This is a genomic window from Streptomyces sp. LUP30, assembly GCF_001746365.1.
Classification (GTDB): Bacteria; Actinomycetota; Actinomycetes; order Streptomycetales; family Streptomycetaceae; genus Streptomyces.
Genome location: NZ_MJAJ01000053.1, coordinates 58833 through 85040, shown reverse-complemented (window position 1 = coordinate 85040; position 26208 = coordinate 58833). Strand labels below are relative to the sequence as shown.

The window sequence follows — 26208 nt, the reverse complement described above, 5'->3', positions numbered from 1 at the left end:
ACGGTCTCGGCCGCCTCGACGGCGGCCGGGGCGCCGGCGGGCGCGGAGGCGCGGCGGGTGGCCCGACGGCGGCCACGAGGCGCGGCCTCGGCGGCCTCCTCGGGCTCGTCCGCCTTGGCCTGCGCGCCGGCGTTCTCGTCCTGGACGGTCTCGTCCTGGACGTCGTCCTCCGCCAGTTCCTCGACGGACTCCACGGCCGGTATGGCCGGCGTGGTGATCTCGGCCGAGGTGTCGGCGGCGGCGGACGGCGGACCCGCCGGCCGGGAAGCGGCACGGCGCCGACGACGCGGCGGCAGGGTGTCGCTGGGGGTGTTCGCTTCGGAGTCCGTCACGGACTCTGCGGATTCGGTTGGCTCGAGCATGCGGGCGTTTCTCCCGTCAGGCTCCCGGGCGCCGCGCCTGGTCCGGAGGCGATCACGAAGGATCGACCACCGTTGACGTCCGCGGCTCGCGCGATGCGCGGTGCCGCCGTCCGGGGCGCGGGCGCCGCACGGGAGCTCTCTGTGTCCTGTCTCGCCGGTTCCGTACGCCGAATGCGCACGGCCTGGCGAAAGTCTTCTGGTGGGTGCGGTGCCCGACCCAGGTGGCTCCCGAGTACGAGGGCGGCGCTACGACGTACGTTCCTTCGCGGAACCTTCCCTACGCGGGCGCCTTCGCGGCGGCAGCGGGAACGGCCGTTGTGGGGGCCTGAGCTGCCTCGCGGTCGGGCGCGAGCGGGTCGGTCACCGTGCCGGTCTCTTCATCGAACAGCCCCTGCGCCAGCCTGGTCACCGCAGCGGGGACCGGCGGCGCCAGGTCGGCCACGGCGCGGAGTCCGGACAGGACGTCGTCGGGTCGAACGGCAGGCGTCACGTGCCGAACAACCAGCCGCAGTATCGCACAGGGCTGGTCGGTCGGCCTATCAGCCGGTTCATCGTGCGTTTCCAGCCGTACGACCGCGGCTCGGGTGTCGAAGGTGCGAACGCCGTTCTTGGTCATGCGCTGGACCTCCACGGCGTCGGCCTCGTTGAAGGCCTCCACCGCGCGGTCGGCGTCGGCCGGGTCCACTCCGGCCAGCCTCAGCTCCCATACGGAAGCCGTCAGCCGGTCGGCCAGACCCGAGGTCCGGGCCTCGACCGCGTCGACGACGTCGAGCCCGGCGGGCAGCGACTCGTCGAGCAGAGCTCTCAGCTTCTCCGGATCACGCGCCGCGGTCAGCGCGATCTCCAGGTACTCCGCCTCACTGCCCGTGCCGGTGGGTGCGGCATTGGCGTACGACACCTTCGGGTGCGGCGTGAACCCCGCCGAGTACGCCATCGGCACCTCGGCACGGCGCAACGCGCGCTCGAAGGCACGCTGGAAGTCACGGTGGCTGGTGAACCGGAGGCGGCCGCGCTTGGTGTAACGCAGACGGATGCGCTGCACCGCGGGTGCGGGCGGCGGGCCTTCGGGCTGTCGCTTGCCCAGTGTCGTTCAGTCCTTCGTGAGAGCGGTCGTACTGCTACCAAGAGTACGTGCCTCGCCCGCCGATGGTTCCCGGCGGGCGACCGACTCCCGCCGCACCGGCTCCCCGAAGAGCATGCGGCGCACCTCGGCGCGGGTCTGCCGCGCCGTCTCCCACGCGGCGGCCAGCGCCTGCCGGGAGGCCCTGCCCACGCTGCGCGCGGCCCGGGCGGCGGGCCGCAGCACGGCGTCCCGGACGACGTGCCCGACCGGGGTGAGCACCGTCCGGTACGCCCAGCGCACGGGCTCCACGAGGGTCCACCGCAGGAGGGTCCCGAGGAAGCGGCCGACGGCGAGCGAGATGTGCCCGGCGATCCGCCAGGCGTGCCCGAGGGCGTCCCCCACCTCACGGGCGACGACCGCGAGGAAGCGGCCGACGGGGACCAGCACCCGACGCCACAGGGCGAGCGCGGGCAGCACGAGCACGATCCGTGCGGCCCAGTAGAGGACGAAGCCGATCCCGCCGACCAGCAGCTCCAGGAGCCGCCACGCCCCTCGCGCGCACCAGGCGACCGCCCGCCCGACCGGCGCGAGCAACCACCGGTGGACCCAGCGGGCGGGGACGACGACGAGGTGCCTCACCAGCCACGCCCCCGCGCCGTACACGCCGGCGCCGACGGCGGCGACCACGGCCCCGATCCCCTTCAGCAGCCGGAGGAGGGCGTGCCCGACGGGCGTCAGCACGCGCGCGTACCCCCACGCGAGCCCGGCCCCGACGCCTCGCACCAGCCACGCGAGCACGTGCCCGAGCGGGGTGAGGAGGTAGCGGTAGAGCCAGACCACCGGCGTCACCACCAGCACCTTCCCCAGCCAGGCGAGCGCCGTGGCCGCGGGAACGACGACGTAACGCCACAGCCCGATCAGGGGCCAGACGAACAGTGCCTTCCCCAGCCACGCCAGGGCCCGCCCGAGCGGCCGCAGCACCGTGTCCCGCAGGAACCGCGCCACGACGGCGAGCCCGTCCCACACCATGCGCACCGGTACGACCAGCACGAGCACGACGATGCGCACGGGCAGCCGGATCGCGACGACGAGACACCCTTCGGGCGCCTGTCCGGAAGTCCGGCCGGCCGGTGACACGGGCGGCCCGGCGACGGGCGGTTTCTGCAGGTCCATATGGGCGTAGACGCTACAGCCGGCCCGGCGGATGCACGGACGCCGGGGCCGACGCCGACGCCCGTGCGGGGACACGCTCTTGAGGACGCGTCAGCAGCCGACCACCGCTTCCGGGCCCGCGCCGACTTCCCCGCCCGGGACGCCTTCGGCCTGCGCACAGACGCCGCCTGACGCGGCACGGCCTTGACGCGGGGACGGAGAACTCTCCGCTCAGTGGCCGTGCGCGTGCCCACTGCCCGCCGGCTGCTTCACCGTCAGCGGCAGCAGCTTCTTGCCCGTCGGACCGATCTGGATGTGGGTGTCCATCGCCGGGCACACCCCGCAGTCGAAGCAGGGCGTCCAGCGGCAGTCCTCGACCTCCGTCTCGTCGAGGGCGTCCTGCCAGTCCTCCCAGAGCCAGTCCTTGTCGAGGCCCGAGTCCAGGTGGTCCCAGGGCAGGACCTCCTCGTACGTCTTCTCGCGCGTCGTGTACCAGTCGACGTCCACGCCGTAGGCCGGCAGCGTCTTGTCCGCGCAGGCCATCCAGCGGTCGTAGGAGAAGTGCTCGCGCCAGCCGTCGAAGCGGCCGCCGTCCTCGTAGACGGCGCGGATGACGGCGCCGATACGGCGGTCGCCGCGGGAGAGGAGGCCCTCGACGATGCCGGGCTTGCCGTCGTGGTAGCGGAAGCCGATCGAGCGGCCGTACTTCTTGTCGCCGCGGATCTTGTCCCGGAGCTTCTGCAGGCGGGCGTCCGTCTCCTCGGCGGAGAGCTGGGGAGCCCACTGGAAGGGGGTGTGCGGCTTGGGGACGAACCCGCCGATCGAGACGGTGCAGCGGATGTCGTTCTGGCCGGAGACCTTGCGGCCCTCGGCGATCACGTTCATCGCCATGTCGGCGATCTGCAGGACGTCCTCGTCCGTCTCCGTGGGCAGGCCGCACATGAAGTACAGCTTCACCTGGCGCCAGCCGTTGCCGTACGCGGTGGAGACGGTCCTGATCAGGTCCTCTTCCGAGACCATCTTGTTGATGACCTTGCGCATGCGCTCCGAGCCGCCCTCGGGCGCGAAGGTCAGGCCCGAGCGACGGCCGTTGCGCGTGAGCTCGTTCGCCAGGTCCACGTTGAAGGCGTCGACGCGGGTGGAGGGGAGGGACAGGCCGATCTTGTCCTCCTCGTAGCGGTCCGCGAGGCCCTTGGCGACCTCGCCGATCTCGCTGTGGTCGGCGCTCGACAGCGAGAGCAGACCGACCTCCTCGAAGCCGGTCGCCTTCAGGCCCTTCTCCACCATGTCGCCGATGCCGGTGATCGAGCGCTCGCGCACCGGGCGGGTGATCATGCCGGCCTGGCAGAAGCGGCAGCCGCGGGTGCAGCCGCGGAAGATCTCCACCGACATGCGCTCATGGACCGTCTCGGCGAGCGGGACCAGCGGCTGCTTGGGGTAGGGCCACTCGTCGAGGTCCATGACCGTGTGCTTCGACACGCGCCACGGCACGCCCGACCTGTTCGGCACCACGCGGGCGATCCGGCCGTCCGGCAGGTACTCGACGTCGTAGAACCGCGGGATGTAGACCGCGCCCGTCTTCGCGAGGCGGAAGAGGACCTCGTCGCGGCCGCCGGGCCGGCCCTCCGCCTTCCACTCGCGGATGATCTTCGTCATGTCGAGGACGGCCTGCTCGCCGTCGCCGATCACCGCCGCGTCGATGAAGTCGGCGATCGGCTCGGGGTTGAAGGCGGCGTGGCCGCCGGCCAGCACGATCGGGTCGTCGAGACCGCGGTCCGCGGCCTCCAGCGGGATCCCGGCGAGGTCGAGGGCGGTCAGCATGTTGGTGTAGCCCAGCTCCGTGGAGAAGGACAGGCCGAACACGTCGAAGGCCCTCACCGGGCGGTGACCGTCCACGGTGAACTGCGGGACGTCGTGCTCCCGCATCAGCGCCTCCAGGTCCGGCCACACGCTGTACGTGCGCTCGGCGAGGACGCCCTCCTGCTCGTTCAGCACCTCGTAGAGGATCATGACGCCCTGGTTGGGCAGACCGACCTCGTAGGCGTCCGGGTACATCAGCGCCCAGCGGACGTCGCACGCCTCCCAGGGCTTGACCGTGGAGTTGAGCTCGCCGCCGACATACTGGATCGGCTTCTGCACATGCGGGAGCAAGGCTTCGAGCTGCGGGAAGACCGACTCGACAGACATCGCGGGGGCACCTTCGTGAGCTGACCGGGGATCCCCCCGGCCAAAGGCTCGGGGGAGGGTGACCATCTAGCGTAACCCGACCGGAGGCATCCCCCGCCCGCGAAAGATCCGTCGCGGCCGGTGCTCAAACCTCCATCCGCGCGCGGGCCTTCTCCCAGAGGTCCGGCAGCGCCTCCTCCGCCAGCTCGGCCCGCCCCTCCTCACGGCCGTACAGCACCCCGTAGGTGAACGCGCTCTCCCCCGCCGCGTGCGCCACTGCGGACAGCTCGCGCAGGGTCCGGCGGGCCATGACGCTGTCCTGGTGGTCGCCGAGCAGGCTCTGCAACGTCTTCATGGACTTGGCGAGCGCCTTGGCGGCGCCGCCGATCGCGGGGGTGGCGGTCTCCGCCGCATAGCGGGTGCGCTTGGTCTTCTTGCGCGCCTCGTGCAGGGTGACATCGCGTGTGTGCCCGGGCGGCTCCTCCAGGGCCTGCCCGATCAGCACGGACACCTTCGCGAAGTCCTTGCGCACGGCCTTGGCGAGCACCTTGGCCGGCTTGCCCCCGGCCGCCTTCAGCAGCGGCGGGTGGGCGACCACGGCGTCCAGGGCGTCGAGCAGGGTCAGATAGCGCGGCGAGTCCAGGACCCCGAGCAGCCGGTGGCGCGAGCCGCGGTGCTGGGCCTCCGCCCAGGCCCGCACGCGGGCGCCCACCGGGCCGGAGACGAGGGTGTGCGGCAGGTCGTCCAGGCCGGCCGCCAGGCGCTCGTCGAGCACCTCCTGATCGCGGCCCGCGCCCAGTTCACCGGCGAGCCACTTCAGCTCGGCGGCGATCGGGTCGAGGACGTCCGGGTCGAGGACCTTGCGGAAGGAACGGAAGGTGCTGCGCAGCCGGCGGGTCGCGACGCGCATGTCGTGCACGGAGTCCTCGGCCTCCTGTCGGACGGCCGGATCGAGGGCGACGATCGCGTCCCGCTGGGCTCGCACGTACGCCAGCACGTGGTCGCCGGCGGTCACGGGATCGCCTGCGGGCTTCTCCTCCGCCTTCCCGTCTCCTGCCGTCTTCCCCTTGGCGCGCTTCTTCTTCGGGGCCGTCTCCGTCAGCGCCCTCGCCAGCTTGGACGACGACGTCGACGGCCGGACGCCCGCCTTGCGCAACCGCTTGTCCACCTTGTCGAGGAAGGCCGGGTCGCCGCCGTCGGCGAGCTCCACCTCGATCTCGGTCCACTGGGCGCCGCCCTCGCCGCCGAACAGCCGATCCGCCCGGACGGCGTCCACGCTGGCCTCGGCGAGCAGCCGGCCCTTGCCGTCGACGAGTTCGCGGACGTCCCGGCTGGAGCGCAGCCGCACCACCGGCACCAGCTGGCCCTCGCGGACGCGGGAGCGGACGAGCCGTCCGAGCTCGTCGGGCACGGTGTCGGAGAGCGGCGACCTGATCTCGTCCCGGATGCCGGCCTCGACGGGGAGTTTCAGGTGCCAGCCGGCGTCGGAGCCGCCGGTGCGACGGCGCAGCGTGATCGAGGCCGCGGCCAGACGCAGGTCGGAGGTGTCGTAGTAGGTCGCGTCCAGCTCGGTGACGCCTCTGTCGAGGACGGTTGCGACCCCGGCGACTCCCGTCAGGTCGGGCAGCCCGCTCTCGTCGGATTCGTACTTGCGCTCGATCTCGCGTTTCGTCTCCGCCATGAATTGAATCTAGTCGCACTCGGGTCCGAGCGGCAGTGCGCGCCGGACCCGAATCGCGGCCGGACTCGGGGAAACCGCGAGGTGCCGGGGGGTGTCCGGGGGCTCAGGCCGACATCGGCCGTTGCACCCGGATGGACTGCAGCAGCCCCACCGCCACCCATACCGCGAACATCGACGTGCCGCCGTAGGAGACGAACGGCAGTGGCAGGCCCGTCACCGGCATGATCCCCAGGGTCATGCCGATGTTCTCGAAGGACTGGAAGGCGAACCAGGCCACGATGCCCGCGGCGACGATCGTGCCGTACAGCTCCGTCGTCTCACGCGCTATGCGGCAGGCCCGCCAGAGGACCACACCGAGCAGGATGATGATCAGGCCCGCGCCCATGAAGCCGAGTTCCTCGCCCGCGACGGTGAAGACGAAGTCCGTCTGCTGTTCGGGAACGAACTGGCCCGTCGTCTGCGACCCGTGGAACAGCCCGGCGCCGGTGAGGCCGCCGGAGCCGATCGCGATCCGCGCCTGGTTGGTGTTGTAGCCCACGCCGGCCGGGTCGAGGCTGGGGTTGGCGAAGGCGGCGAAGCGGGCGATCTGGTACTCGTCCAGGATGTGCAGCTGCCAGACGGCGATCGCGCCGGCCGCGCCCGCGCCGAGCAGTCCGAAGACCCAGCGGTTGGAGGCGCCGGAGGCCAGCAGCACGCCCAGCACGATCATCACCATGACCATGACCGACCCGAGGTCGGGCATCAGCATCACGATCAGCATCGGGACGGCCGCGAGTCCGAGCCCCTGGAGCACCGTGCGCTGGTCGGGGTAGAGCTTGTCGCCCGCGTCCACTCGGGCCGCGAGCAGCATCGCCATGCCCAGAATGATCGTGATCTTCACGAACTCCGAGGGCTGCAGCGAGAAGCCGCCGCCGAGCACGATCCAGGAGTGCGCGCCGTTGACCGTGGAGCCCAGCGGCGTCAGCACCGCGAGGATTCCCAGGAGCGACAGGCCGTACAGGACCGGCACCGCGTTGCGCAGGGTGCGGTGGCCGAGCCAGACCGTGCCGGCCATCAGGGCGAGCCCGATGCCGGTGTTCATGAGGTGCCGTACGAGGAAGTAGTACGGGTCGCCCTGGTTGATCTCGGTGCGGTTGCGGGTCGCCGAGAACACCAGGAGCGAGCCGATCAGCGACAGCGCGATCGCCGACAGCAGTATCGGCCAGTCGAGTCTGCGGGCCACCGAGTCGCGGGCGAAGACCCGTGTCCAGCCGGCCCGCGCGGGCCCGTATCCGGAGACGGAGAAACTGTTCGCGCCGGTCATGTGCACATCCTCCGGCTTCCCCTCTTCCGCCGTCGTCTGCGGGTGTCGCGGTTGGTGTCGGTGTTCTGCTGCACGGTGCCCGCCGTCTGCGTCTCGTCCGGCTTCGGCGCGGTCTGCTGGCTGGCGCGCTGGTCCTTGGCCGGGTCCTTGGCGATTTTGGGGGACTTGATCGTGCCGTCCGCCTGGACCTTGGGCAGGCCGGTCTGCGGGGTGGGCAGCAGGGCGTTCTTCTTGTCGATCTTGCCGTCGTCGGAGACGCCGTACATCGCGTTGTAGATGTGTCGCACGGCCTCACCGGAGGCGCCCGAGCCGGTACCGGCCTGGGCGATCGTCATGACGACCGTGTAGTCCTTGCTGTAGGTGGCGAGCCAGGACGTCGTCTGCTTGCCGTAGACCTCCGCGGTACCGGTCTTGGCGTGCAGCGGGATCTTGTCCTGCGGCCAGCCGCCGAACTTCCAGGCGGCGGTACCGCGGGTGACCACGCCTTCCAGTGCGGCGTCCATGCCCTTGATCGTGGCCTTGGTGACGGGCAGCCTGCCCTTGGGCTTGGGCTTGATCTCCTGCACGGTCCTGCCGTCGGGGCTGACGATCGCCTTGCCGATGGTCGGGGTGTACATGGTGCCGCCGTTGGCGAGCGCCCCGTAGATCACGGCCTCCTGGATCGGGGTGACGAGGGTGTCGCCCTGACCGATGGAGTAGTTGATCGAGTCGCCCTCGCGCATCTTGTTGCCCTCGAGGCAGTTCTCGTACGCGATCTTCTCGACGTAACTGCCGTCCTTCTTGCCGGACTTGCACCAGGAGTCCTTGTTGGCCTTCCAGTAGGACTCCTTCCACCGGCGGTCCGGGACCCGGCCGGTGACCTCGTTGGGCAGGTCGAGGCCGGTCTCCTTGCCGAGGCCGAACTGGTGGGCGGCCTTGTAGAAGAAGTCCTTGGGCTCACCCTTCTTCGGGTTGATGCCGCCGTCCTTCTTCCACTCCCGGTCGGCGAGGCCGTAGAAGACGGTGTCACAGGAGACTTCGAGGGCCCGGCCGAGCGAGATGGGGCCGAAGCTCTCCCCCTCGAAGTTCTTGAAGACCTGGCCGCCCACCGAGTACGAGCTGGTGCACGGGTAGCCGCCGTCCCACTCGTAGCCCGCCTCGACCGCTGCGGCCGTGGAGACCACCTTGAAGGTCGAACCGGGCGCGGACTGACCCTGTATGGCCCTGTTGAGCAGCGGGTAGTCCGAGTTCTTCCCGGTGAGCTTCCTGTAGTCCTTGGCGGAGATGCCGCCGACCCAGACGTTGGGGTCGTAGGCCGGGGCGGAGGCCATGGCGACGACCCGTCCGGTCTTGGCCTCCATCACGACGACGGCGCCGGAGTCGGCCTTGTAGTTCTCGCCGGTGATCTTGTCGAACTGGGTGCGGGCGATCTTCATCGCGTTGTTCAGTTCGTACTCGGCGACCCGCTGGACACGTGCGTCGATGCTGGTGACGAGGTTGGAGCCGGGCTGGGCCGCGTCCGCCTCGGCCTGGCCGATGACGCGGCCCAGGTTGTCGACCTCGTAGCGGGTGACGCCGGCCTTGCCGCGCAGTTCCTTGTCGTACTGCCGTTCCAGACCGCTGCGGCCGACCTGGTCGGAGCGCAGGTACGGCGAGTCGGTGTCCTGGGCCTTGGTGATCTCCGCGTCGGTGACCGGGGAGAGGTAGCCGAGGACCTGGGCGGTGTTGGCGTTGCCGGGGGCCGCGTAGCGACGCACGGCCTCGGGCTCGGCGGTGATGCCGGGGAAGTCCTCGGCGCGCTCGCGGATCTGCAGGGCCTGCTTGGCGGTGGCCTCGTCGGTGATGGGGATCGGCTGGTAGGGCGAGCCGTTCCAGCAGGGCTGCGGCGTCTTCGCGTCGCACAGCCGGACCTTCTGGGCGACCTCCTCGGGCTTCATGGCGAGGACGCCCGCGAGCTTGGCCAGGACCGCCTTGCCGTCGTCCCTCTGCTTCAGCAGCTCGGTGCGGGAGGCGGACACCACGAGGCGCGTCTCGTTGTCGGCCAGGGCCACCCCTCGCGCGTCCAGGATCGAGCCGCGCACGGCGGGTTCGACGACCTGCTGGACGTGGTTGCCGGAGGCCTCCTTGGCGTAGGCCGCGCCCTCCCGGATCTGCAGGTACCACAGGCGGCCGCCGAGGGTGCCGAGCAGGGAGAGGACGAGGATCTGGATCACGACGAGCCGGATCTGGACCCGTGGGGTCCGACCGGTCTCGGGAATGTTGGTCACTGCGGCTGTCTCCCCCTCTCAGTACGCGGACTCGGCGCGCGAACGTGTGTGCGCGGACGAATGATGAACGATCGGTCTGTGCGACCCCGTTCCGCCTGGACTTCCTCGTTCGGGTGATTCATCCACCGGCGCGCTCCGCGCGCGGACGCCCGCGTTCACAGCCGCTTGACCCCCTTGATGCGCCCGGCCCGGGTGGCCCTCGACCTGGCCGCCTTCAGCTTGAGCCCGCCACGCTGCCCGCCGATCCTCAGGCCCGTGCCCGAGGAGAGCCAGCCGGAGGAGATGTCGGGGCTCTTCGCGGCGGAGTTGGTCTCGGCGAGCGGGTCGTTGTCGGCGCGCCGCGCCAGGAACATGATCGCGGGGACCACGAACGGGGCGAGCAGCAGGTCGTACAGGGCGGCCGTGAACAGCAGCCCGGTGAGGCCGACATGACGGGCGGCGGTGTCGCCGACGAGGGCGCCGACCCCGGCGTACAGCAGGGTGGAGCCGACGGCGGCGGCGACGACCACGACCATCGGGCCGGTGGCCGACTTGATCTGCCCGGTCTCGGGCTTGATCAGCCCGGCGAGGTAGCCGATCACGCAGAGGACCAGGGCGTAGCGTCCGGCGGCGTGGTCGGCGGGCGGGGCGAGGTCGGCGAGCAGGCCGGCGCCGAAGCCGATGAGGGCGCCGCCGACATGGCCGTACACCATGGCCAGGCCCAGGACGGTGAGCAGGAGGAGGTCGGGGACGGCGCCCGGGAGGTGGAGGCGGGCGAAAACGCTCACCTGGATCACCAGGGCGACGACCACCAGCGGGACGGAGAGCAGGATCCGGTTGACGCGCATGGGGTTGTCAGCTCCTACTGCTGCTGGCCGTCTACGGGTGCGTTCGCGTTCGGTGTGACCGTGACGGTCACCGTCGGCGTGGGGACCGGTTTGGGCTTGGAGGGGAGCACGGTGTCGCGCGGATCCTTCTTCGGGGCCTCGACGACCACGCCCACGATGTCGAGCTTGGTGAAGCTGACGTACGGCGTGACGTAGAGGGTGCGGGTGAGGTCGCCGCCGGAGGGGTCGACGCGGGAGACGACGCCGACGGGGACGCCGGGCACGAAGGGCTTGTCGGCCTGCGAGCCGAAGGTGACCAGCCGGTCGCCCTTCTTCACGTCGGCCTTGCCGTTGAGGAGTTCGACGCGCAGCGGGCGGTCGCCCTGTCCGGAGGCGAAGCCGAGCTCGTCGGACGCCTCCATCCGGGTGCCGACGGTGAAGTCGGGATCGCTGGCCAGCAGCACGGTCGCGGTGTCCGGGCCGACGGTGGTGACCCGCCCGACCAGCCCGTCCCCGTTCAGGACCGTCATGTCGCGCTTGACGCCGTCGTTGGCGCCCACGTCGATGGTGATCGTCCAGGAGAATCCCTGGGCCGCTCCTATCGCGATGACCTCCGCGCCCTTGATGCCGTACTGGCCGGTGCCGGCGATCTTCAGCATCTTGTCGAGCTGCGCCAGCCGGCTGCGGTTGCGGTCGTCGCTGCCGAGCTTCGCCTTGAGCGCCGCGTTCTCCTTCTCCAGCGCGGTGAGCCGGTCATGACGTCCCCCGGAGTCACGGACGGCCGAGACGGCGTTCCCCACGGGGTCCACCGCCGACGACACGCCGTTCTCGATCGGGCCGAAGGCCGCGGCCGCGGCCTGCCGGGCGCCGTCGACAGGGGAGTCCTCCCCGCCCCGGATGTCCACCGTGATCAGCGCGAACGCTACGGCGATCAGCAGCACCAGGAGCAGCCGGCTCTCTCGTGTGTCCCTCACGTGCGGCGGCCGTGCCCTTCCTCGAGAGAAAAACCAAGAACAGGAATCAGGAAGCAGGTGTCGTAAAGCAGTTGTCAGGGAGCGGGTCGGGAATTGGGGTAGCCCCGGGCCAAGATGACCAAGGGCGCTTTATGGGAGCTTATGCCTCTATATCAACGATCCGCCGCACGAGAGGAGATCATCTCGTACGGCGGAATCGAAGCGTTACGTCATCTGCGCGGCGCCGCGTCCAGGACCTGCTGGAGCGCCTCGAACTCCTCGACGCACTTCCCGGAGCCGAGCGCCACGCTGTCCAGCGGGTCCTCGGCGATGTGGATGGGCATGCCGGTCTCCCGGCGCAGCCGCTCGTCCAGACCGCGCAGCAGAGCTCCGCCGCCGGTCAGAACGATTCCGCGGTCCATGATGTCGCCGGACAGCTCCGGCGGGCACTTGTCGAGCGTGGTCTTCACGGCGTCCACGATCGCGTTGACCGGTTCCTCGATCGCCTTGCGCACCTCGGCCGCCGAGATGACGACGGTCTTGGGCAGTCCGGAGACGAGGTCGCGGCCACGGATTTCGGTGTGCTGGTCGTCGTCGAGGTCGTAGGCGGAACCGATCGTGATCTTGATCTGCTCAGCCGTCCGCTCACCGAGGAGGAGCGAGTACTCCTTCTTGATGTGCTGGATGATCGAGCTGTCCAGCTCGTCACCCGCGACACGGATGGACTGGGCGGTGACGATGCCGCCGAGCGAGATGACCGCGACCTCCGTGGTGCCTCCGCCGATGTCCACCACCATGTTGCCCGTGGCCTCGTGGACCGGCAGGCCGGAGCCGATGGCCGCGGCCATGGGCTCCTCGATGATGTGCACCTGGCGGGCGCCGGCCTGGGTCGACGCCTCGATGACGGCACGGCGCTCGACGCCCGTGATGCCCGAGGGCACACAGACGACGACTCGCGGCCGAGCCAGATACCTCCGCTTGTGGATCTTCAGGATGAAGTAGCGGAGCATCCGCTCGGTGATCTCGAAGTCGGCGATCACGCCGTCCTTCAGCGGACGCACGGCAACGATGTTGCCGGGCGTGCGCCCGATCATCTTCTTGGCTTCGGCGCCGACCGCGAGGATGCCACCGGTGTTGGTGTTGATCGCGACGACGGACGGCTCGTTGAGTACGATCCCGCGACCCCTGACGTACACCAGCGTGTTGGCGGTCCCGAGGTCGACAGCCATGTCACGGCCGATGAACGACATTGAGTTCCCCATCAGGATTCGACTGGCCTTCCATGAGCTTTGAGGGCTTATCAGGTCGGCGAGGTGGGTGCTGTGACGTGAAGGCTTCCATCGTAAACGCGCCTGCACGAACACTGCGGAGCGGTCTCCGCCATTGTTTGCAGATGCTGTGTGGGTTCGCTTCTGGAGACGGGCGTTCGGGGGCTCACGTTCCCTCGATCGCCCGCTTCAGACCCTTTCGCGGCCGTCCGGGGTCAGGCTCGACCGGGGAAGAAGATCTTGACCTCGCGCTCGGCGGACTCCTCGGAGTCGGACGCGTGGATCAGGTTCTCGCGGACGATGACGCCGTAGTCGCCGCGGATGGAGCCGGGGGCGGCGGCGATCGGGTCGGTCGGACCGGCCAGCGCGCGCACGCCCTCGATGACCCGCTCGCCCTCGACGATCAGCGCGACGACCGGGCCGGACGCCATGAACTCCACCAACGGCTCGTAGAAGGGCTTGCCCTTGTGCTCACCGTAGTGCTGCTCCAGCGTGTCCTGGTCCAGCGTGCGCAGCTCCAGCGCGGTGATCTTCCAGCCGGCCTTGCGCTCGATACGGCTGATGATCTCGCCGGTCAGGCCACGACGGACGGCGTCGGGCTTGAGCAGGACGAGGGTGCGCTGGCTCACGAGGGGGCTCCTTCTACTGCCGGTGTTCCGGCGCCGGTGCTCTGGCGCCTGCAGGTGCGGTGGGATGAGGTTACAGGTCGGGTCCGGGCGCTCGTCACGCAGCGTCAGCGGTATCCGCAGAGGTGGCGGAGGCCTGCGCGGCGAAGCGGGCCTTGGCCTCGTCGACCTTTCTGCCGTAGTGCACCGACGCCCACCACAGCGCCCCGAAGAGCACGCCCATGAAGAACATGATGGGGACGAAGAAGCCGGACGCGACGAGGGCGATCTGCAGCGCCCAGCCGAGGGCGACGCCGCCGGGCCGGGTGACCATGCCGCACAGCAGCACGCTGAACAGCATGGCGACGCCGCAGACCGTCCACACCGTGGTCATGGACAGGTCGGAGTCCTTCATGGCGACCAGGCCGGCGAATCCGATGACGAAGAACTCGCCGATCAGGGTCGAGGAGCAGAGCGTACGCATGGCGGGCCTCAGCCCTTCCCGAGGAGCAGCCGCGCCTCGCCGACGGTGATGACGGAACCGGTGACCAGGACGCCTCCGCCGGAGAACTCGCCCTCCTCCTCGGAGAGGGTGATCGCCGCCTCCAGGGCGTCGGGCAGCCGCGGCTCGACCTGGACGCGGTCGTCGCCGAACACCTCGACGGCGATCGCGGCGAGCTCGTCGGCGTCCATCGCACGGTGGCTGGTGTTCTGCGTGATCACGACCTCGGCGAAGATCGGCTCGAAGGCTTCCAGGAGTCCGCGCACGTTCTTGTCGCCGCTGGCTCCGACCACGCCGATCAGCCGGGAGAAGTCGAACGCCTCCCCCACGGCCTCCGCGGTGGCCCGCGCGCCGGCCGGGTTGTGGGCGGCGTCCAGGACGACGGTCGGGGACCGGCGGACGACTTCGAGACGGCCCGGCGAGGTGACGGCGGCGAAGGCCTTGCGGACGGTGTCGATGTCCAGCGGCTCGGGCCGCTGGGAGCCGACGCCGAAGAACGCCTCGACGGCGGCGAGCGCGACGGCCGCGTTGTGGGCCTGGTAGGGCCCGTGCAGGGGCAGGTACACCTCGGGGTACTCGCCGCCCAGCCCGCGCAGGGTGACCAGCTGTCCGCCCACGGCGACCTGGCGGGCGACGACCCCGAACTCCAGCCCCTCCCGGGCCACGGTCGCGTCGACCTCGACGGCCTTCTTCAGCAGCACCTGGGCCGCGTCGACCGGCTGCTGGGCCAGGATGACGGTGGCGTCCTGCTTGACGATCCCGCTCTTCTCGGCGGCGATCTCGGCGGTCGTCTCCCCGAGCCGGTCGGTGTGGTCCAGGTCGATGGGCGTGACCACGGCCACGTCGCCGTCGATGACGTTGGTGGCGTCCCAGGAGCCGCCCATGCCCACTTCCACGACGGCGACGTCCACCGGCGCGTCGGCGAAGGCGGCGTACGCCATGCCGGTGAGCACCTCGAAGAAGGACAGGCGGTACTCCTGCATGGAGTCGACCATGTCGACGTACGGCTTGACGTCCAGGTACGTCTCGATGAACCGCTCAGCGGAGATCGGCGCGCCGTCGAGGCTGATCCGCTCGGTGATCGACTGCACGTGCGGGCTCGTGTACCGGCCGGTGCGCAGCTCGAAGGCGCCGAGCAGGGCCTCGATCATGCGGGCGGTGGAGGTCTTGCCGTTCGTCCCCGTGATGTGGATCGACGGGTAGGAGCGCTGCGGGTCCCCCAGCACGTCCATCAGCGCGGCGATCCGCCCGACGGAGGGCTCCAGCTTCGTCTCGCCCCAGCGGGTGGCCAGCTCCGCCTCGACCTCGCGCAGGGCCTTGTCGACCTCGGGGTCCTCGGGGCGCGCGGGCACATCGGCCTGCGGTACGCCGCCCTGGGTGCGCAGGGTGCGGCTGCCGGCCTCGATGACCGCGAGATCGGGGTCGCGGTCGGTCTCCTCGGCGATGATCTCGTCGAAGGGATCGAGGGGGTCGAAGGGGGCGGGCAGGTCGTCGTGGTTGCCGTTCGGGGGGAGCTCGCTCACGGAGCCAGTCTACGGACGGCCGCTGACGGAGGTGGGCGAAGGCCCCCGGAACCGTGCGGTCCCGGGGGCCTTCGCCGTCGTCGCGTCCCCCCGACGCCTCACGCCTGCGGCAGACGCTCCAGCTGGCTCTGGATGCGGGCGATGTCCTCGTCCGCCTTGGCGAGGCGGGTGCGGATCTTGTCGACCACGTTGTCCGGGGCCTTCGCGAGGAACGCCTCGTTGCCGAGCTTGGCGCCCGCCTGGGCCTTCTCCTTCTCGGCCGCGGCCAGATCCTTGGCCAGGCGCTTGCGCTCCGCGGCCACGTCGATCGTGCCGGACAGGTCCAGTGCGACCGTGGCGCCCGCGACCGGCAGGGTCGCCGTCGCGGAGAAGTCCTCGCCCTCCGGCTGCAGGCGCAGCAGCTGGCGGACGGCGGTCTCGTGCGCCGCGAACGGCGTGCCGTCGAGGGTCAGCCGGGCCGGGACGCGCTGACCGGGCTGCAGGCCCTGGTCGGCGCGGAAACGGCGGACCTCGGTGATGACCGACTGGAGGCTCTCGATCTCCTTCTCGGCGGCCGCGTCCCGGAAGCCGCTGTCCTTCGGCCACTCGGCGACGACGACGGACTCGCCGCCGGTCAGCGTGGTCCACAGCGTCTCCGTGACGAACGGGACGATCGGGTGGAGCAGCCTCAGGGTGACGTCGAGGACCTCGCCGAGGACACGGCCGGAGACCTTCGCGGGCTCGCCGCCGGCCATGAACGTCGTCTTGGACAGCTCGACGTACCAGTCGAAGACCTCGTCCCAGGCGAAGTGGAACAGCGCGTCGGAGAGCTTCGCGAACTGGAAGTCCTCGTAGAGCGCGTCGACTTCGGCGACGACGGAGTTGAGGCGGGAGAGGATCCAGCGGTCGGTCGCCGACAACTTCTCGGCGTCCGGCAGCGGGCCGTCGACCGTGGCGCCGTTCATCAGGGCGAAGCGGGTGGCGTTCCAGATCTTGTTGGCGAAGTTGCGCGAGCCCTGGACCCAGGCCTCGCCGATCGGGACGTCGACACCCGGGTTGGCGCCGCGCGCGAGGGTGAAGCGGAGCGCGTCGGAGCCGTACTTGTCCATCCAGTCCAGCGGGTTGACCGTGTTGCCGAAGGACTTCGACATCTTCTTGCCGAACTGGTCGCGGACCATGCCGTGCAGGGCGATGGTGTGGAACGGCGGGGTCCCGTCCATCGCGTACAGGCCGAACATCATCATCCGGGCGACCCAGAAGAAGAGGATGTCGTAGCCGGTGAGCAGGACGGAGTTCGGGTAGAACTTCGCGAGCGACTCGGTCTGTTCGGGCCAGCCGAGCGTGGAGAACGGCCACAGACCGGAGGAGAACCAGGTGTCGAGGACGTCGGTGTCCTGACGCCAGCCCTCACCGGTGGGGACCTCGTCGTCGGGGCCGACGCAGACGACCTCGCCGTCGGGGCCGTACCAGACGGGAATGCGGTGCCCCCACCACAACTGCCGCGAGATGCACCAGTCGTGCAGGTTGTCGACCCAGTCGAAGTAGCGCTTCTCCATCTCCTGCGGATGGATCTTGACACGGCCGTCGCGGACGGCGTCGCCGGCCGCCTTCGCCAGCGGGCCGACCTTGACCCACCACTGCATGGACAGTCGCGGCTCGATGGTCGTCTTGCAGCGCGAGCAGTGGCCGACGGAGTGGACGTACGGGCGCTTCTCGGCGACGATCCGGCCCTCGGCACGCAGGGCGGCGACGATGGCGGAGCGGGCCTCCAGCCGGTCCAGGCCCTGGAAGGGGCCATGGGCGGTGATGACGGCGTGCTCATCCATGATGGTGAGCGACGGCAGGTCGTGGCGCTGGCCGATCTCGAAGTCGTTCGGGTCGTGCGCCGGGGTCACCTTGACCGCGCCGGTGCCGAACTCGGGGTCGACATGCGTGTCGGCGACGACCGGGATGAAGCGGTCGGTCAGCGGGAGGCGGATCTCCTTGCCGACCAGGTGCCGGTAGCGCTCGTCGTCCGGGTGGACGGCGACGGCCGTGTCGCCGAGCATCGTCTCCGCGCGGGTGGTGGCGACGACGATGGTGTCGTCCCCCTCGCCGTACTTCATGGAGACGAGCTCGCCGTCGTCGTCCTGGTACTCGACCTCGATGTCCGAGATCGCCGTCAGACAGCGCGGGCACCAGTTGATGATGCGCTCGGCGCGGTAGATGAGCTCGTCGTCGTAGAGCCGCTTGAAGATGGTCTGGACGGCCTGAGACAGCCCTTCGTCCATGGTGAAGCGCTCACGCGACCAGGCGACGCCGTCGCCCAGACGACGCATCTGGCCGCTGATCTGGCCGCCCGACTCGCCCTTCCATCGCCAGACGCGCTCGACGAACGCCTCCCGGCCGAGATCGTGACGGGACTTGCCCTCCTTGCCCAGTTCGCGCTCGACGACGTTCTGCGTGGCGATGCCGGCGTGGTCCATACCCGGCTGCCAGAGCGTCTCGAAGCCCTGCATGCGCTTGCGGCGGGTGAGCGCGTCGATGAGCGTGTGCTCGAAGGCGTGCCCCAGGTGCAGGCTGCCCGTGACGTTCGGCGGGGGGATGACGATGGTGTACGGAGGCTTCTCGCTCTTGGCGTCGGCCTCGAAGTAGCCCCGCTCCACCCAGCGCTCGTACAGCGGCCCCTCTACGTCGGCCGGCGCGTACTGGGTCGGCAGTTCGGTGTGGGGCGCTGATGGCTGCTGCTGAGCGTTCTCGGTCACGGGCCCAGTTTAGGGGTGTCACCGCGCGGTCCCGAAACGTGTTTCCTCTGTAACGGTGGGGCCCCCGCCGCCGTGCAGGTGTGGGCTTTGAGCCAGGATGTGAAAAACGCATAAGCATCTGGAGGGGAACCCAGGAATGAGTCACAACCAGCCGGGCCCGTACGGCGGGCAGCCCCAGCAGCCCGGACCGTACGGGCAGCCCGGTCCGTACGGTCAGCCGCCGCAGGCGCCGCAGCCCGGCTACGGCTACCCCCAGCAGCCTCCCGCCCCGCAGCCCGGCTACGGCTACCCGGCGCAGCCCCCGCAGGGCGTGCCCCCGCAGACCCCGCCCTACGGGCAGCAGCCGCCGTACGGCCAGCCCCCGTACGGTCAGCAGCCGCCCTACGGCCAGCCTCCCTACGGCGTCCCGCAGCCGCCGGCGGGCGGCCGCGGCAAGAAGACGGCCGGCATCGTCGTCGGCGCGGTCGCTGTCGTCGCCGCGATCGGCGTGGGCGCGTACTTCGTGATCGGCGGAGGCGGCGGCGCCGGCGGTCTCAAGGACGACGGCGCGCACAAGCTGACCACCCCGGGGACCGCCCTCACCGACTACAACCGGGTCTCGAACGACGGTGCGAGCGCCGGCAAGGACTCGGCCGCCGACCTGGCCAAGACCGGTGTCCAGGACGGCAAGTCCGTGATCGGCGTCTACACGACGGCGGACCTGAGCGGATACGACCCGGCCGACCCGAGCACCGCGCCCGACGCGTCCGAGCTGGCCACCTCCAAGACCATCACCTTCGCCGGCGCCTACGGCACGATCGCCGACCCGCAGAAGACGCTGGACCTGTTCTTCGCCAACTTCAAGAAGTCGTCCGAGGCGAGCTCTTCCGGCTCCGCCGGCGCCGAGAAGGGCGAGCTGGTGGGCGAGCCCGAGAAGGCCGACCTGGACGGCGCGGTCATGAAGTGCCAGGCGGCCAAGGGGAAGAACGCGGTCACCAAGCAGGAGAAGACCGACTGGTTCTGCGCCTGGGCGGACTACAGCACCATCGCCATGGTGTCGCCGGGCGACGCCACGAAGGGCGTCACCAAGGACGTCGCGATCGACATCACCACGAAGCTGCGCGACCAGATCCGCGTCGGGGTGTGACGCGGCGGCCCGCGTGCATCGGCCGTACGAGGAAGGGCCCCGGTCGGGGATGACCGGGGCCCTTCCTCGTACGGATGCCGCCTAGGCGGTCTTCGCCTCGCCCGGCCCGCGGCCGCCGCGGGCGTCGCGGGGGATCAGGGTCGGGTTGACGTTGGAGAGCACCACGTCCGCCGTGATGACGACGCGTGCCACGTCCTTGCGCGACGGGACCTCGTACATCACCGCCTGGAGGACCTCCTCCATGATGGCGCGCAGGCCGCGGGCGCCGGTCTGGCGGAGGATGGCCTGGTCGGCGATGGCCTCCAGGGCCTCGCGCTCGAAGTCCAGCTCCACGCCGTCGAGTTCGAAGAGCCGCTGGTACTGCTTGACGAGCGCGTTGCGCGGCTCGATCAGGATCTGCAGGAGCGCCTCGCGGTCCAGGTTGTGGACCGAGGTGATGACCGGCAGACGGCCGATGAACTCCGGGATCATGCCGAACTTGACCAGGTCCTCGGGCATGACGGCCTCGAACTGGTCCTTGGACTCCAGCTCGCGCTTGGAGCGGATCGTCGCGCCGAAGCCGATGCCCTTGGCGCCGGCCCGGGTCTCGATGATCTTCTCCAGCCCCGAGAACGCGCCGCCCACGATGAACAGCACGTTGGTGGTGTCGATCTGGATGAACTCCTGGTGCGGGTGCTTGCGGCCGCCCTGCGGCGGGACCGAGGCGGTGGTGCCCTCCAGGATCTTCAGCAGCGCCTGCTGGACGCCCTCGCCCGACACGTCGCGCGTGATGGAGGGGTTCTCGCTCTTCCTCGCGACCTTGTCGATCTCGTCGATGTAGATGATCCCGGTCTCGGCCTTCTTGACGTCGTAGTCGGCGGCCTGGATCAGCTTCAGCAGGATGTTCTCGACGTCCTCGCCGACGTAACCGGCCTCGGTGAGGGCCGTGGCGTCGGCGATCGCGAACGGGACGTTCAGCATGCGCGCCAGGGTCTGCGCGAGCAGCGTCTTGCCCGAGCCCGTGGGGCCGAGCAGGAGGATGTTGGACTTCGCCAACTCGATGGCGTCCTCGCGGCTTTGGGCTCCGCCGTTCTCACCGGCCTGGACGCGCTTGTAGTGGTTGTACACCGCGACCGACAGAGCCTTCTTGGCGGGCTCCTGGCCCACCACGTAGCCCTCGAGGAACTCGTAGATCTCGCGCGGCTTGGGGAGTTCCTCCCAGCGGACCTCGCTCGTCTCCGCGAGTTCTTCCTCGATGATCTCGTTGCAGAGGTCGATGCACTCGTCGCAGATGTACACACCGGGCCCTGCGATGAGCTTCTTGACCTGCTTCTGGCTCTTGCCGCAGAACGAGCACTTGAGCAGATCGCCGCCGTCACCGATGCGTGCCACGGTGTGCTTCCCCTTCGCCTGGGAGACGACTGGACGCTTACGAATCCAGCGGCTCCTGGTGCTGCCTTATTCCGACGGTACCTTGCCTGGCCCCCCGTTCGGGCCCCCCTTGGCACGGTTCACTGCGACGTGGACCGTGTCACACCGTGCCGAGGGGGCCCGAACGGGACGACTCCGAACGTCAACGCAGAGACTCGTTGTTCATCTTCCGGGTGGAGATGATCTGGTCGATCAGGCCGTACGACAGCGCGTCCTCGGCCGTGAGGATCTTGTCGCGCTCGATGTCCTCGCGGATCTTCTCGATCGGCGTGGTCGAGTGCTTGGCCAGCATGTCCTCCAGCTGCGCGCGCATCCGGAGGATCTCGTTGGCGGCGATCTCCAGGTCGGAGACCTGACCGCGGCCGGTCTCACTGTACGGCTGGTGGATCAGCACGCGCGCGTTCGGCAGCGCCATCCGCTTGCCCGGCGTGCCGGCGGCCAGCAGGATCGCGGCGGCGGAGGCCGCCTGGCCCATGCAGACCGTCTGGATGTCGGGCTTCACGAACTGCATGGTGTCGTAGATCGCGGTCAGCGCCGTGAAGGAGCCGCCGGGGCTGTTGATGTAGACCGAGATGTCCCGGTCGGGGTCCATCGACTCCAGGCACAGCAGCTGCGCCATGACGTCGTTGGCGGAGGCGTCGTCGATCTGCACGCCGAGGAAGATCACGCGCTCCTCGAACAGCTTCGCGTACGGGTCGTACTCGCGGATGCCCTGGGAGGTGCGCTCGACGAAGCGCGGGATGACGTAGCGGGACTCGGCGCGGGGTCCGGTGTATTCGGCCTCGGTGCGGGCGTAGATGCCGCTGCCGGGGAAGTCGTTCACGGTGTCTCCTGAAAAGGGGGCTGGGGCGGTGGCTGGAGGGGCTGGAGAGGGGCTCCGACGGCTTCCGGGGCCCCCGGCGCCCGCTGGGAGGCTCCGGGTGGCCCGGGAGCCCCGGGGGGCTTCCTGGGCCTCCGGGAGGCCTCAGCGGACTTCTGGGGCGCCGGAAGGGGTCAGGGGCTCAGGGAGCTCCGGGGAGCGCCCTGGGCGGCCCTGCCGCCGTCAGGGGTGACCCTCAGGCCGCCCCGGTACCGCCGCCGCCCGGCATGCCGGCGGCCGTCGGGATGACGTCGTCGATGAGGCCGTACTCCTTGGCCTCGAACGCGTCGAACCACCGGTCGCGGTCCGAGTCGCGGGTGATCTGCTCGACCGACTGGCCGGTGTGCTGCGAGGTCAGCTCCGCCATGCGCTTCTTGGTGTGCAGCAGCCGCTCGGCGTGGATCTTGATGTCCGAGGCCGACCCGGCCAGGCCCGCGGAGGGCTGGTGGATCAGGATCTCGGCGTTCGGCAGCGCGAAGCGCTTGCCGGGGGTGCCCGCGCTGAGCAGGAACTGGCCCATGGAGGCGGCCAGGCCCATGGCGATGGTCACCACGTCGTTCTTGATGAACTGCATGGTGTCGTAGATCGCCATGCCGGCCGTGATGGAGCCGCCGGGGCTGTTGATGTAGAGGTAGATGTCCTTGTCCGGGTCGGCGGCAAGGAGCAGCAACTGTGCGGTGATCTTGTTGGCGATGTCGTCGTCGACCGCCTGGCCGAGGAAGATGATCCGCTCGCCGAGCAGCCGGTTGTAGACCTGGTCGCCGAGGCCACCGATGGAAGGCTCGCCGGCGGCGGAGGGCATCAGATTCGTCACGTATCCACCTGCTCGTCTTACGACGGCGCCGGGCCGTCTCACGTGTACTGCCTGGGGCTCGGGGACTCCCCTGCCCTCGTACTCATGGACCCTAACGCGCGGGTCCCGTCGGGGAATCCCGGAGAGGAGAGTGTTCGCCGGGGGCGTAGTCGCCCGGGGGCGCGGACGACGGAGGGGCCCCGGAGCGATCGCCGCTCCGGGGCCCCTCGTGCTCTGCGTCAGAGGCGACGCGAGGCCCTTCAGCTCTCGGTCTTCTCCTCGGAGGACTCCGTCTCGGAGGTCTCCGCCTCGGCGGCGGCCTCCGCGGGCTCCGTGCTCTCGTCGTCCTCGTCGTCCAGGTCGATGACCTCGCCGTTGGTGTCCTTCACCGTGGCGGACTCGACGACCGTGGCCAGCGCCTTGCCGCGGGCGACCTCGCCGACCAGCAGCGGGACCTGACCGCCCTCGACGACCGCCTGGGCGAACTGGTCGGGGGACATGCCGGAGGAGGCGGCACGGCGCATGAGGTGCTCGGTGAGCTCCTCCTGGTTGACGTTCAGCTTCTCGCGCTTGACGAGCTCGTCGAGCACGAACTGGGTCTTGATGCCCTTGACCGCGGCCTCACGGGTCTCGGTCTCGAACTCCTCGGCGGTCTTGCCCTGGATCTCCAGGTACTTGTCGAGGTCGAGGCCCATCTGGCCGAGCTGGTGGTGCTCCAGGTTGTGCTTGCGGGTGTTGACCTCGTCCTCGAGGAGCTTCTCGGGGACGGGCACCTCGACGAGCTCCAGCAGCTTCTCCAGGACGCGCTCCTGGGCCTGCGTGGCCTGGTCGTACTGCTTCATGTTCTCGAGGCGCTTGCGGCTGTCGGCCTTCAGCTCGTCGAGGGTGTCGAACTCGGAGGCGAGCTGCGCGAACTCGTCGTCCAGCTCGGGGAGCTCACGGGCGGCGACCTGGGTGACCTTGACGGTGACCTCGGCCTCCTTGCCGGCCGCGGAGCCGCCCTTCAGCTCGGAGGTGAAGGTGGTCTCGCCACCGGCCTCCAGGCCCTTGACGGCCTCGTCGATGCCGTCCAGCAGCTCACCGGAGCCGATGGTGTAGGAGACGCCGCTCGCGACGCCGTCCTCCAGGATTTCGCCGTCGACCTTGGCCTCCAGGTCCACCGTCACGACGTCGCCGTCCTCGGCGGCGCGCTCGACCGGGGAGGTCGAGGCGAAGCGCTCGCGGAGCTGCTCGACCGACTTGTCGATGTCTTCTTCGGTGACCTCGACGGCGTCGACCTCGACCTCGATGGAGGAGAAGTCCTCGGGGAGCTCCAGGGCGGGACGCACGTCGACCTCGGCGGTGAAGTTCAGCGTCTCGCCGTCCTTCAGCTCCGTGATGTCGACCTCGGGCTGGCCGAGGACGTCGATCTCCGCCTCGTTGACCGCCTCCGTGTAGAACTTCGGCAGCGCGTCGTTGACGGCCTCCTCCAGCACGGCGCCACGGCCGAAGCGCTGGTCGATGACCCGGGCGGGGATCTTGCCCTTGCGGAAGCCCTTCACCGTGACCTGCTGGTTGATCTTCTTGTACGCCGCGTCGAGGCTGTCCTTGAGCTCCTCGAAGGGCACCTCGATGCTGAGCCGAACCCGGGTCGGGTTCAGGGTCTCCACGGCGCTCTTCACGGTTCGGTCTCCTTGGGGGCTGACTTCTTGGTTTCTACCGGAGCCAGACCGGCTCCGATGGATTCGCCGCCCGGAGGACTTCGGAGAACGAGGACGCACGGGCGTGCAGCTTGCATAGTAACGGCAGCGACGACACGCCCCAAAGGCGATCAAGCGAGGTGACCGCACAGGTGGCCGGTGACGGTCGGCGACGACCGCGGCCGATGGTCGGGGTGGCGGGATTTGAACCCACGGCCTTCCGCTCCCAAAGCGGACGCGCTACCAAGCTGCGCCACACCCCGTCTGGTGCGACACGTAGGCTACATGCCCGCAGGCCCTCTGACCGCCGCATTCACCGAGCCTTCGGGCGGTGCGCGACGGGGGCGGGAAAAGGCGGTGTGCGACACAGGCCGCCGACCCGCTACGATGCCTGCAGTGCCGCGGTCCACTGACCTGCGGCGCGGTGTGTGCGGGCGTAGCTCAATGGTAGAGCACTAGTCTTCCAAACTAGCTACGCGGGTTCGATTCCCGTCGCCCGCTCTGTACGGCTCAGGGCCGGGCGGAGAGTGAATTCTCCGCCCGGCCCTTATCCTTTTCCGGCGCCGTGTTCAGTCCGGCACGGCCCCCGCGTCCCCGGGCGTCCCCCGCGTACCTCTTGGGCTTCGGATCTTTCTTTTCCATCGGCTTCGGTTCCGGCTTCGGCTTCGGCTTCTTCTTCCGACCCTTGGCGACGCGACCGCTCACCGGGGTCGGCTCCCGGCATCGCTGCACGGCTTGGACCACAGCCGACCGACGCCGCCCACCGACGACCGTGCGCACGTGATCGCCGGACGAGGCCAAATCGCGACCTACTGGGATCCCGTCAGATTCGCTCACACTCAAACACATGGGGGCGATTCGGGATCGTGACCAGTTGGCATGCCATCGCTGCGGGGGGACGGACCACACCGTGCGTGAGCGCGGGCGGTTCGGCCTCATGGCGAGCTACTGCGAGAGGTGCTGGAACACCTTCGCCAACGAGATGGCCGAAGCCGACGGGGCCACAGCCGCGCCGAGACCGGATCCCGAACCCGACGACGTGGCATGGATCGGGCCACTGATGTGCCACGAATGCGGCGCATCGGTCCGCGTATATCCCACCAACTACGACCGGTGGGTGAGCCTCGCCATGATGGAGTTGCCCGCCAAGGACGTCCCAGAGGCCTTCAGATGGCGTCTGACGAGGCTTCCGGGCCGATCCCCCGTCCCCACGGACATCGTGGCCGTACGGGTCCGTGGAATCGATCCGCTGCCGAGCGAGCCCGTCGTGCCGGCTCACCGCATGATGTGCGTCCCCGAGTGGGGCGAGCCGTAGATCACGTCAGCCGCGTCCGCTCCCCCGCACCGCTACCGCCCGCGCTGCGCCGTCGGCACGCTCAGGCGCGGTCCGTCAGCTCCTCCGCGAACACCTGCGACAGGGGCTGCGGTCCCACGTACTGCTGGCAGTTGCACTGGCCGGCCTCGAAACGCAGCGGCTTCTTGTTCTCGTCCCAGGCCGTCGGCACCTCGACGCGCTCATGGCACCGGCCCTGCTTGTCGTGCTTGGCGAGATGGTGCGTGCAACCGCACACCGGCTCCGGCGACTTGTGCGCCGCTTCGAGGGCCAGGCGCTCCTGCTTCGCCGCCTCCAACAGCTGCAGCTTGCGCTCATGCCGATTACGCAGCGCGGTGCGGACGTTGTCGGCCACCCACGCGAAGCCGCCCGTCCAGAAGATGATCAAAACCCACCAGAACCAGTCCATCGACCGCCCCTTCCCCGTGTCCTGCCGATGACCAGCCTAGGGCCTTGTCATGCAAGGCTCAGATACTTCCCGCGTGACGCTCGGGTCGAGCCCAGAAAACCTTCATGCCTTCTGGTCGCGGGCGTCGCGCGCCCGTGGAACCTGCCATGCTCGTCCTGGATCGCGGGAGGACGGAGTACGGGTGCGCAGGCCGGCAGGTCCGGTGATCCTGATCGCGGTGACGGGTCTCGCCTTCGGGCTCGTCCT

General features: G+C 69.8%; 21 protein-coding genes and 2 tRNA genes. 3 read left to right on the top strand and 20 right to left on the bottom strand.

Going from position 1 to position 26208, the window contains the following annotated elements:
- The 14 genes from BG482_RS32660 to BG482_RS32595 all read right to left on the bottom strand — a co-directional run.
- Positions 1-332 (bottom strand): hypothetical protein (locus tag BG482_RS32660; protein WP_306287008.1); only part of this gene is annotated, 332 nt, incomplete at its 3' end.
- A gap of 307 nt (positions 333-639) precedes the next feature.
- Positions 640-1404 (bottom strand): TIGR03936 family radical SAM-associated protein, encoded by a 765-nt coding sequence (locus BG482_RS32655; protein WP_069772805.1) that lies wholly within the window; start codon positions 1402-1404, stop codon positions 640-642.
- A gap of 48 nt (positions 1405-1452) precedes the next feature.
- Entirely contained in the window at positions 1453-2598 is a 1146-nt protein-coding gene (locus BG482_RS32650) for a hypothetical protein (RefSeq protein WP_069772804.1), read from the bottom strand.
- 210 nt (positions 2599-2808) lie between these two features.
- On the bottom strand, positions 2809-4764 hold the full coding sequence (locus tag BG482_RS32645) for a TIGR03960 family B12-binding radical SAM protein (RefSeq protein WP_069772803.1): 1956 nt from the start codon (positions 4762-4764) through the stop codon (positions 2809-2811).
- Positions 4765-4888: 124 nt separating this feature from the next.
- The gene (locus BG482_RS32640; protein WP_069772802.1) at positions 4889-6424 is read right to left on the bottom strand and encodes a CYTH and CHAD domain-containing protein; all 1536 of its coding nucleotides are present in this window, start codon (positions 6422-6424) and stop codon (positions 4889-4891) included.
- Between the two features lie 103 nt (positions 6425-6527).
- Positions 6528-7727, bottom strand: coding sequence for a rod shape-determining protein RodA (gene rodA / locus BG482_RS32635; RefSeq protein ID WP_069772801.1), 1200 nt, complete (start codon positions 7725-7727; stop codon positions 6528-6530).
- The gene (mrdA, locus tag BG482_RS32630) at positions 7724-9973 is read right to left on the bottom strand and encodes a penicillin-binding protein 2 (RefSeq protein ID WP_069772800.1); all 2250 of its coding nucleotides are present in this window, start codon (positions 9971-9973) and stop codon (positions 7724-7726) included. The genes rodA and mrdA overlap by 4 nt, the downstream gene beginning before the upstream one ends.
- 155 nt (positions 9974-10128) lie before the next feature.
- On the bottom strand, positions 10129-10800 hold the full coding sequence (gene mreD, locus BG482_RS32625; RefSeq protein ID WP_069772799.1) for a rod shape-determining protein MreD: 672 nt from the start codon (positions 10798-10800) through the stop codon (positions 10129-10131).
- 14 nt (positions 10801-10814) lie between these two features.
- Positions 10815-11753, bottom strand: coding sequence for a rod shape-determining protein MreC (gene mreC / locus BG482_RS32620; RefSeq protein ID WP_069772798.1), 939 nt, complete (start codon positions 11751-11753; stop codon positions 10815-10817).
- A 209-nt stretch (positions 11754-11962) separates the two neighbouring features.
- The gene (locus tag BG482_RS32615) at positions 11963-12982 is read right to left on the bottom strand and encodes a rod shape-determining protein (protein ID WP_054244925.1); all 1020 of its coding nucleotides are present in this window, start codon (positions 12980-12982) and stop codon (positions 11963-11965) included.
- A 233-nt stretch (positions 12983-13215) separates the two neighbouring features.
- Complete coding sequence (ndk, locus tag BG482_RS32610; protein ID WP_069772797.1) at positions 13216-13629, bottom strand: nucleoside-diphosphate kinase; 414 nt, start codon at positions 13627-13629, stop codon at positions 13216-13218.
- A gap of 94 nt (positions 13630-13723) precedes the next feature.
- A complete protein-coding gene (locus BG482_RS32605; RefSeq protein WP_069772796.1) occupies positions 13724-14089 on the bottom strand; it encodes a DUF4233 domain-containing protein in 366 nt (121 codons plus the stop codon).
- Between the two features lie 8 nt (positions 14090-14097).
- Positions 14098-15630 carry a folylpolyglutamate synthase/dihydrofolate synthase family protein gene (locus BG482_RS32600; protein ID WP_069772795.1) on the bottom strand — a complete coding sequence of 511 codons (1533 nt, stop codon included), beginning with the start codon at positions 15628-15630 and terminating at the stop codon, positions 14098-14100.
- Positions 15631-15728: 98 nt separating this feature from the next.
- Positions 15729-18353 (bottom strand): valine--tRNA ligase, encoded by a 2625-nt coding sequence (locus BG482_RS32595; protein ID WP_069772794.1) that lies wholly within the window; start codon positions 18351-18353, stop codon positions 15729-15731.
- A gap of 136 nt (positions 18354-18489) precedes the next feature.
- Between BG482_RS32595 and BG482_RS32590 the strand changes: the two genes are divergently transcribed.
- Positions 18490-19479 carry a hypothetical protein gene (locus BG482_RS32590; RefSeq protein WP_069772793.1) on the top strand — a complete coding sequence of 330 codons (990 nt, stop codon included), beginning with the start codon at positions 18490-18492 and terminating at the stop codon, positions 19477-19479.
- Between the two features lie 81 nt (positions 19480-19560).
- On the opposite strand, the gene clpX is transcribed toward BG482_RS32590, so the two are convergent.
- The 5 genes from clpX to BG482_RS32565 all read right to left on the bottom strand — a co-directional run bounded on the left by clpX (position 19561) and on the right by BG482_RS32565 (position 24483).
- A complete protein-coding gene (clpX, locus tag BG482_RS32585; RefSeq protein ID WP_069772792.1) occupies positions 19561-20850 on the bottom strand; it encodes an ATP-dependent Clp protease ATP-binding subunit ClpX in 1290 nt (429 codons plus the stop codon).
- 181 nt (positions 20851-21031) lie between these two features.
- Positions 21032-21712, bottom strand: a complete 681-nt coding sequence (locus BG482_RS32580) for an ATP-dependent Clp protease proteolytic subunit (RefSeq protein ID WP_069772791.1) — start codon at positions 21710-21712, stop codon at positions 21032-21034.
- Between the two features lie 232 nt (positions 21713-21944).
- Entirely contained in the window at positions 21945-22550 is a 606-nt protein-coding gene (locus BG482_RS32575; protein WP_069772790.1) for an ATP-dependent Clp protease proteolytic subunit, read from the bottom strand.
- 251 nt (positions 22551-22801) lie between these two features.
- Positions 22802-24202, bottom strand: coding sequence for a trigger factor (tig, locus tag BG482_RS32570; RefSeq protein ID WP_069772789.1), 1401 nt, complete (start codon positions 24200-24202; stop codon positions 22802-22804).
- Between the two features lie 204 nt (positions 24203-24406).
- Positions 24407-24483 (bottom strand) — tRNA-Pro (locus tag BG482_RS32565).
- 167 nt (positions 24484-24650) lie between these two features.
- Between BG482_RS32565 and BG482_RS32560 the strand changes: the two genes are divergently transcribed.
- Both BG482_RS32560 and BG482_RS44235 read left to right on the top strand, forming a co-directional pair.
- Positions 24651-24721: transfer RNA gene (locus BG482_RS32560), tRNA-Gly, on the top strand.
- A 409-nt stretch (positions 24722-25130) separates the two neighbouring features.
- The gene (locus BG482_RS44235) at positions 25131-25535 is read left to right on the top strand and encodes a DUF6083 domain-containing protein (RefSeq protein WP_256096552.1); all 405 of its coding nucleotides are present in this window, start codon (positions 25131-25133) and stop codon (positions 25533-25535) included.
- A gap of 61 nt (positions 25536-25596) precedes the next feature.
- Here the strand turns inward: BG482_RS44235 and BG482_RS32550 are convergent, their stop codons facing one another.
- Positions 25597-25962 (bottom strand): hypothetical protein, encoded by a 366-nt coding sequence (locus BG482_RS32550; RefSeq protein ID WP_069772788.1) that lies wholly within the window; start codon positions 25960-25962, stop codon positions 25597-25599.
- Positions 25963-26208: the final 246 nt, after the last annotated feature.

What these genes read in the sequence shown, in the direction of transcription:
- BG482_RS32605 (WP_069772796.1), bottom strand. Translation starts at nt 14,089, where the DNA reads ATGCGTACGCTCTGCTCCTCGACCCTGATCGGCGAGTTCTTCGTCATC.
- BG482_RS32640 (WP_069772802.1), bottom strand. Translation starts at nt 6,424, where the DNA reads ATGGCGGAGACGAAACGCGAGATCGAGCGCAAGTACGAATCCGACGAG.
- BG482_RS32575 (WP_069772790.1), bottom strand. Translation starts at nt 22,550, where the DNA reads ATGCCCTCCGCCGCCGGCGAGCCTTCCATCGGTGGCCTCGGCGACCAG.
- BG482_RS32550 (WP_069772788.1), bottom strand. Translation starts at nt 25,962, where the DNA reads ATGGACTGGTTCTGGTGGGTTTTGATCATCTTCTGGACGGGCGGCTTC.
- rodA (WP_069772801.1), bottom strand. Translation starts at nt 7,727, where the DNA reads ATGACCGGCGCGAACAGTTTCTCCGTCTCCGGATACGGGCCCGCGCGG.
- BG482_RS32645 (WP_069772803.1), bottom strand. Translation starts at nt 4,764, where the DNA reads ATGTCTGTCGAGTCGGTCTTCCCGCAGCTCGAAGCCTTGCTCCCGCAT.
- BG482_RS32590 (WP_069772793.1), top strand. Translation starts at nt 18,490, where the DNA reads ATGAGTCACAACCAGCCGGGCCCGTACGGCGGGCAGCCCCAGCAGCCC.
- BG482_RS32650 (WP_069772804.1), bottom strand. Translation starts at nt 2,598, where the DNA reads ATGGACCTGCAGAAACCGCCCGTCGCCGGGCCGCCCGTGTCACCGGCC.
- BG482_RS32615 (WP_054244925.1), bottom strand. Translation starts at nt 12,982, where the DNA reads ATGTCGTTCATCGGCCGTGACATGGCTGTCGACCTCGGGACCGCCAAC.
- mreD (WP_069772799.1), bottom strand. Translation starts at nt 10,800, where the DNA reads ATGCGCGTCAACCGGATCCTGCTCTCCGTCCCGCTGGTGGTCGTCGCC.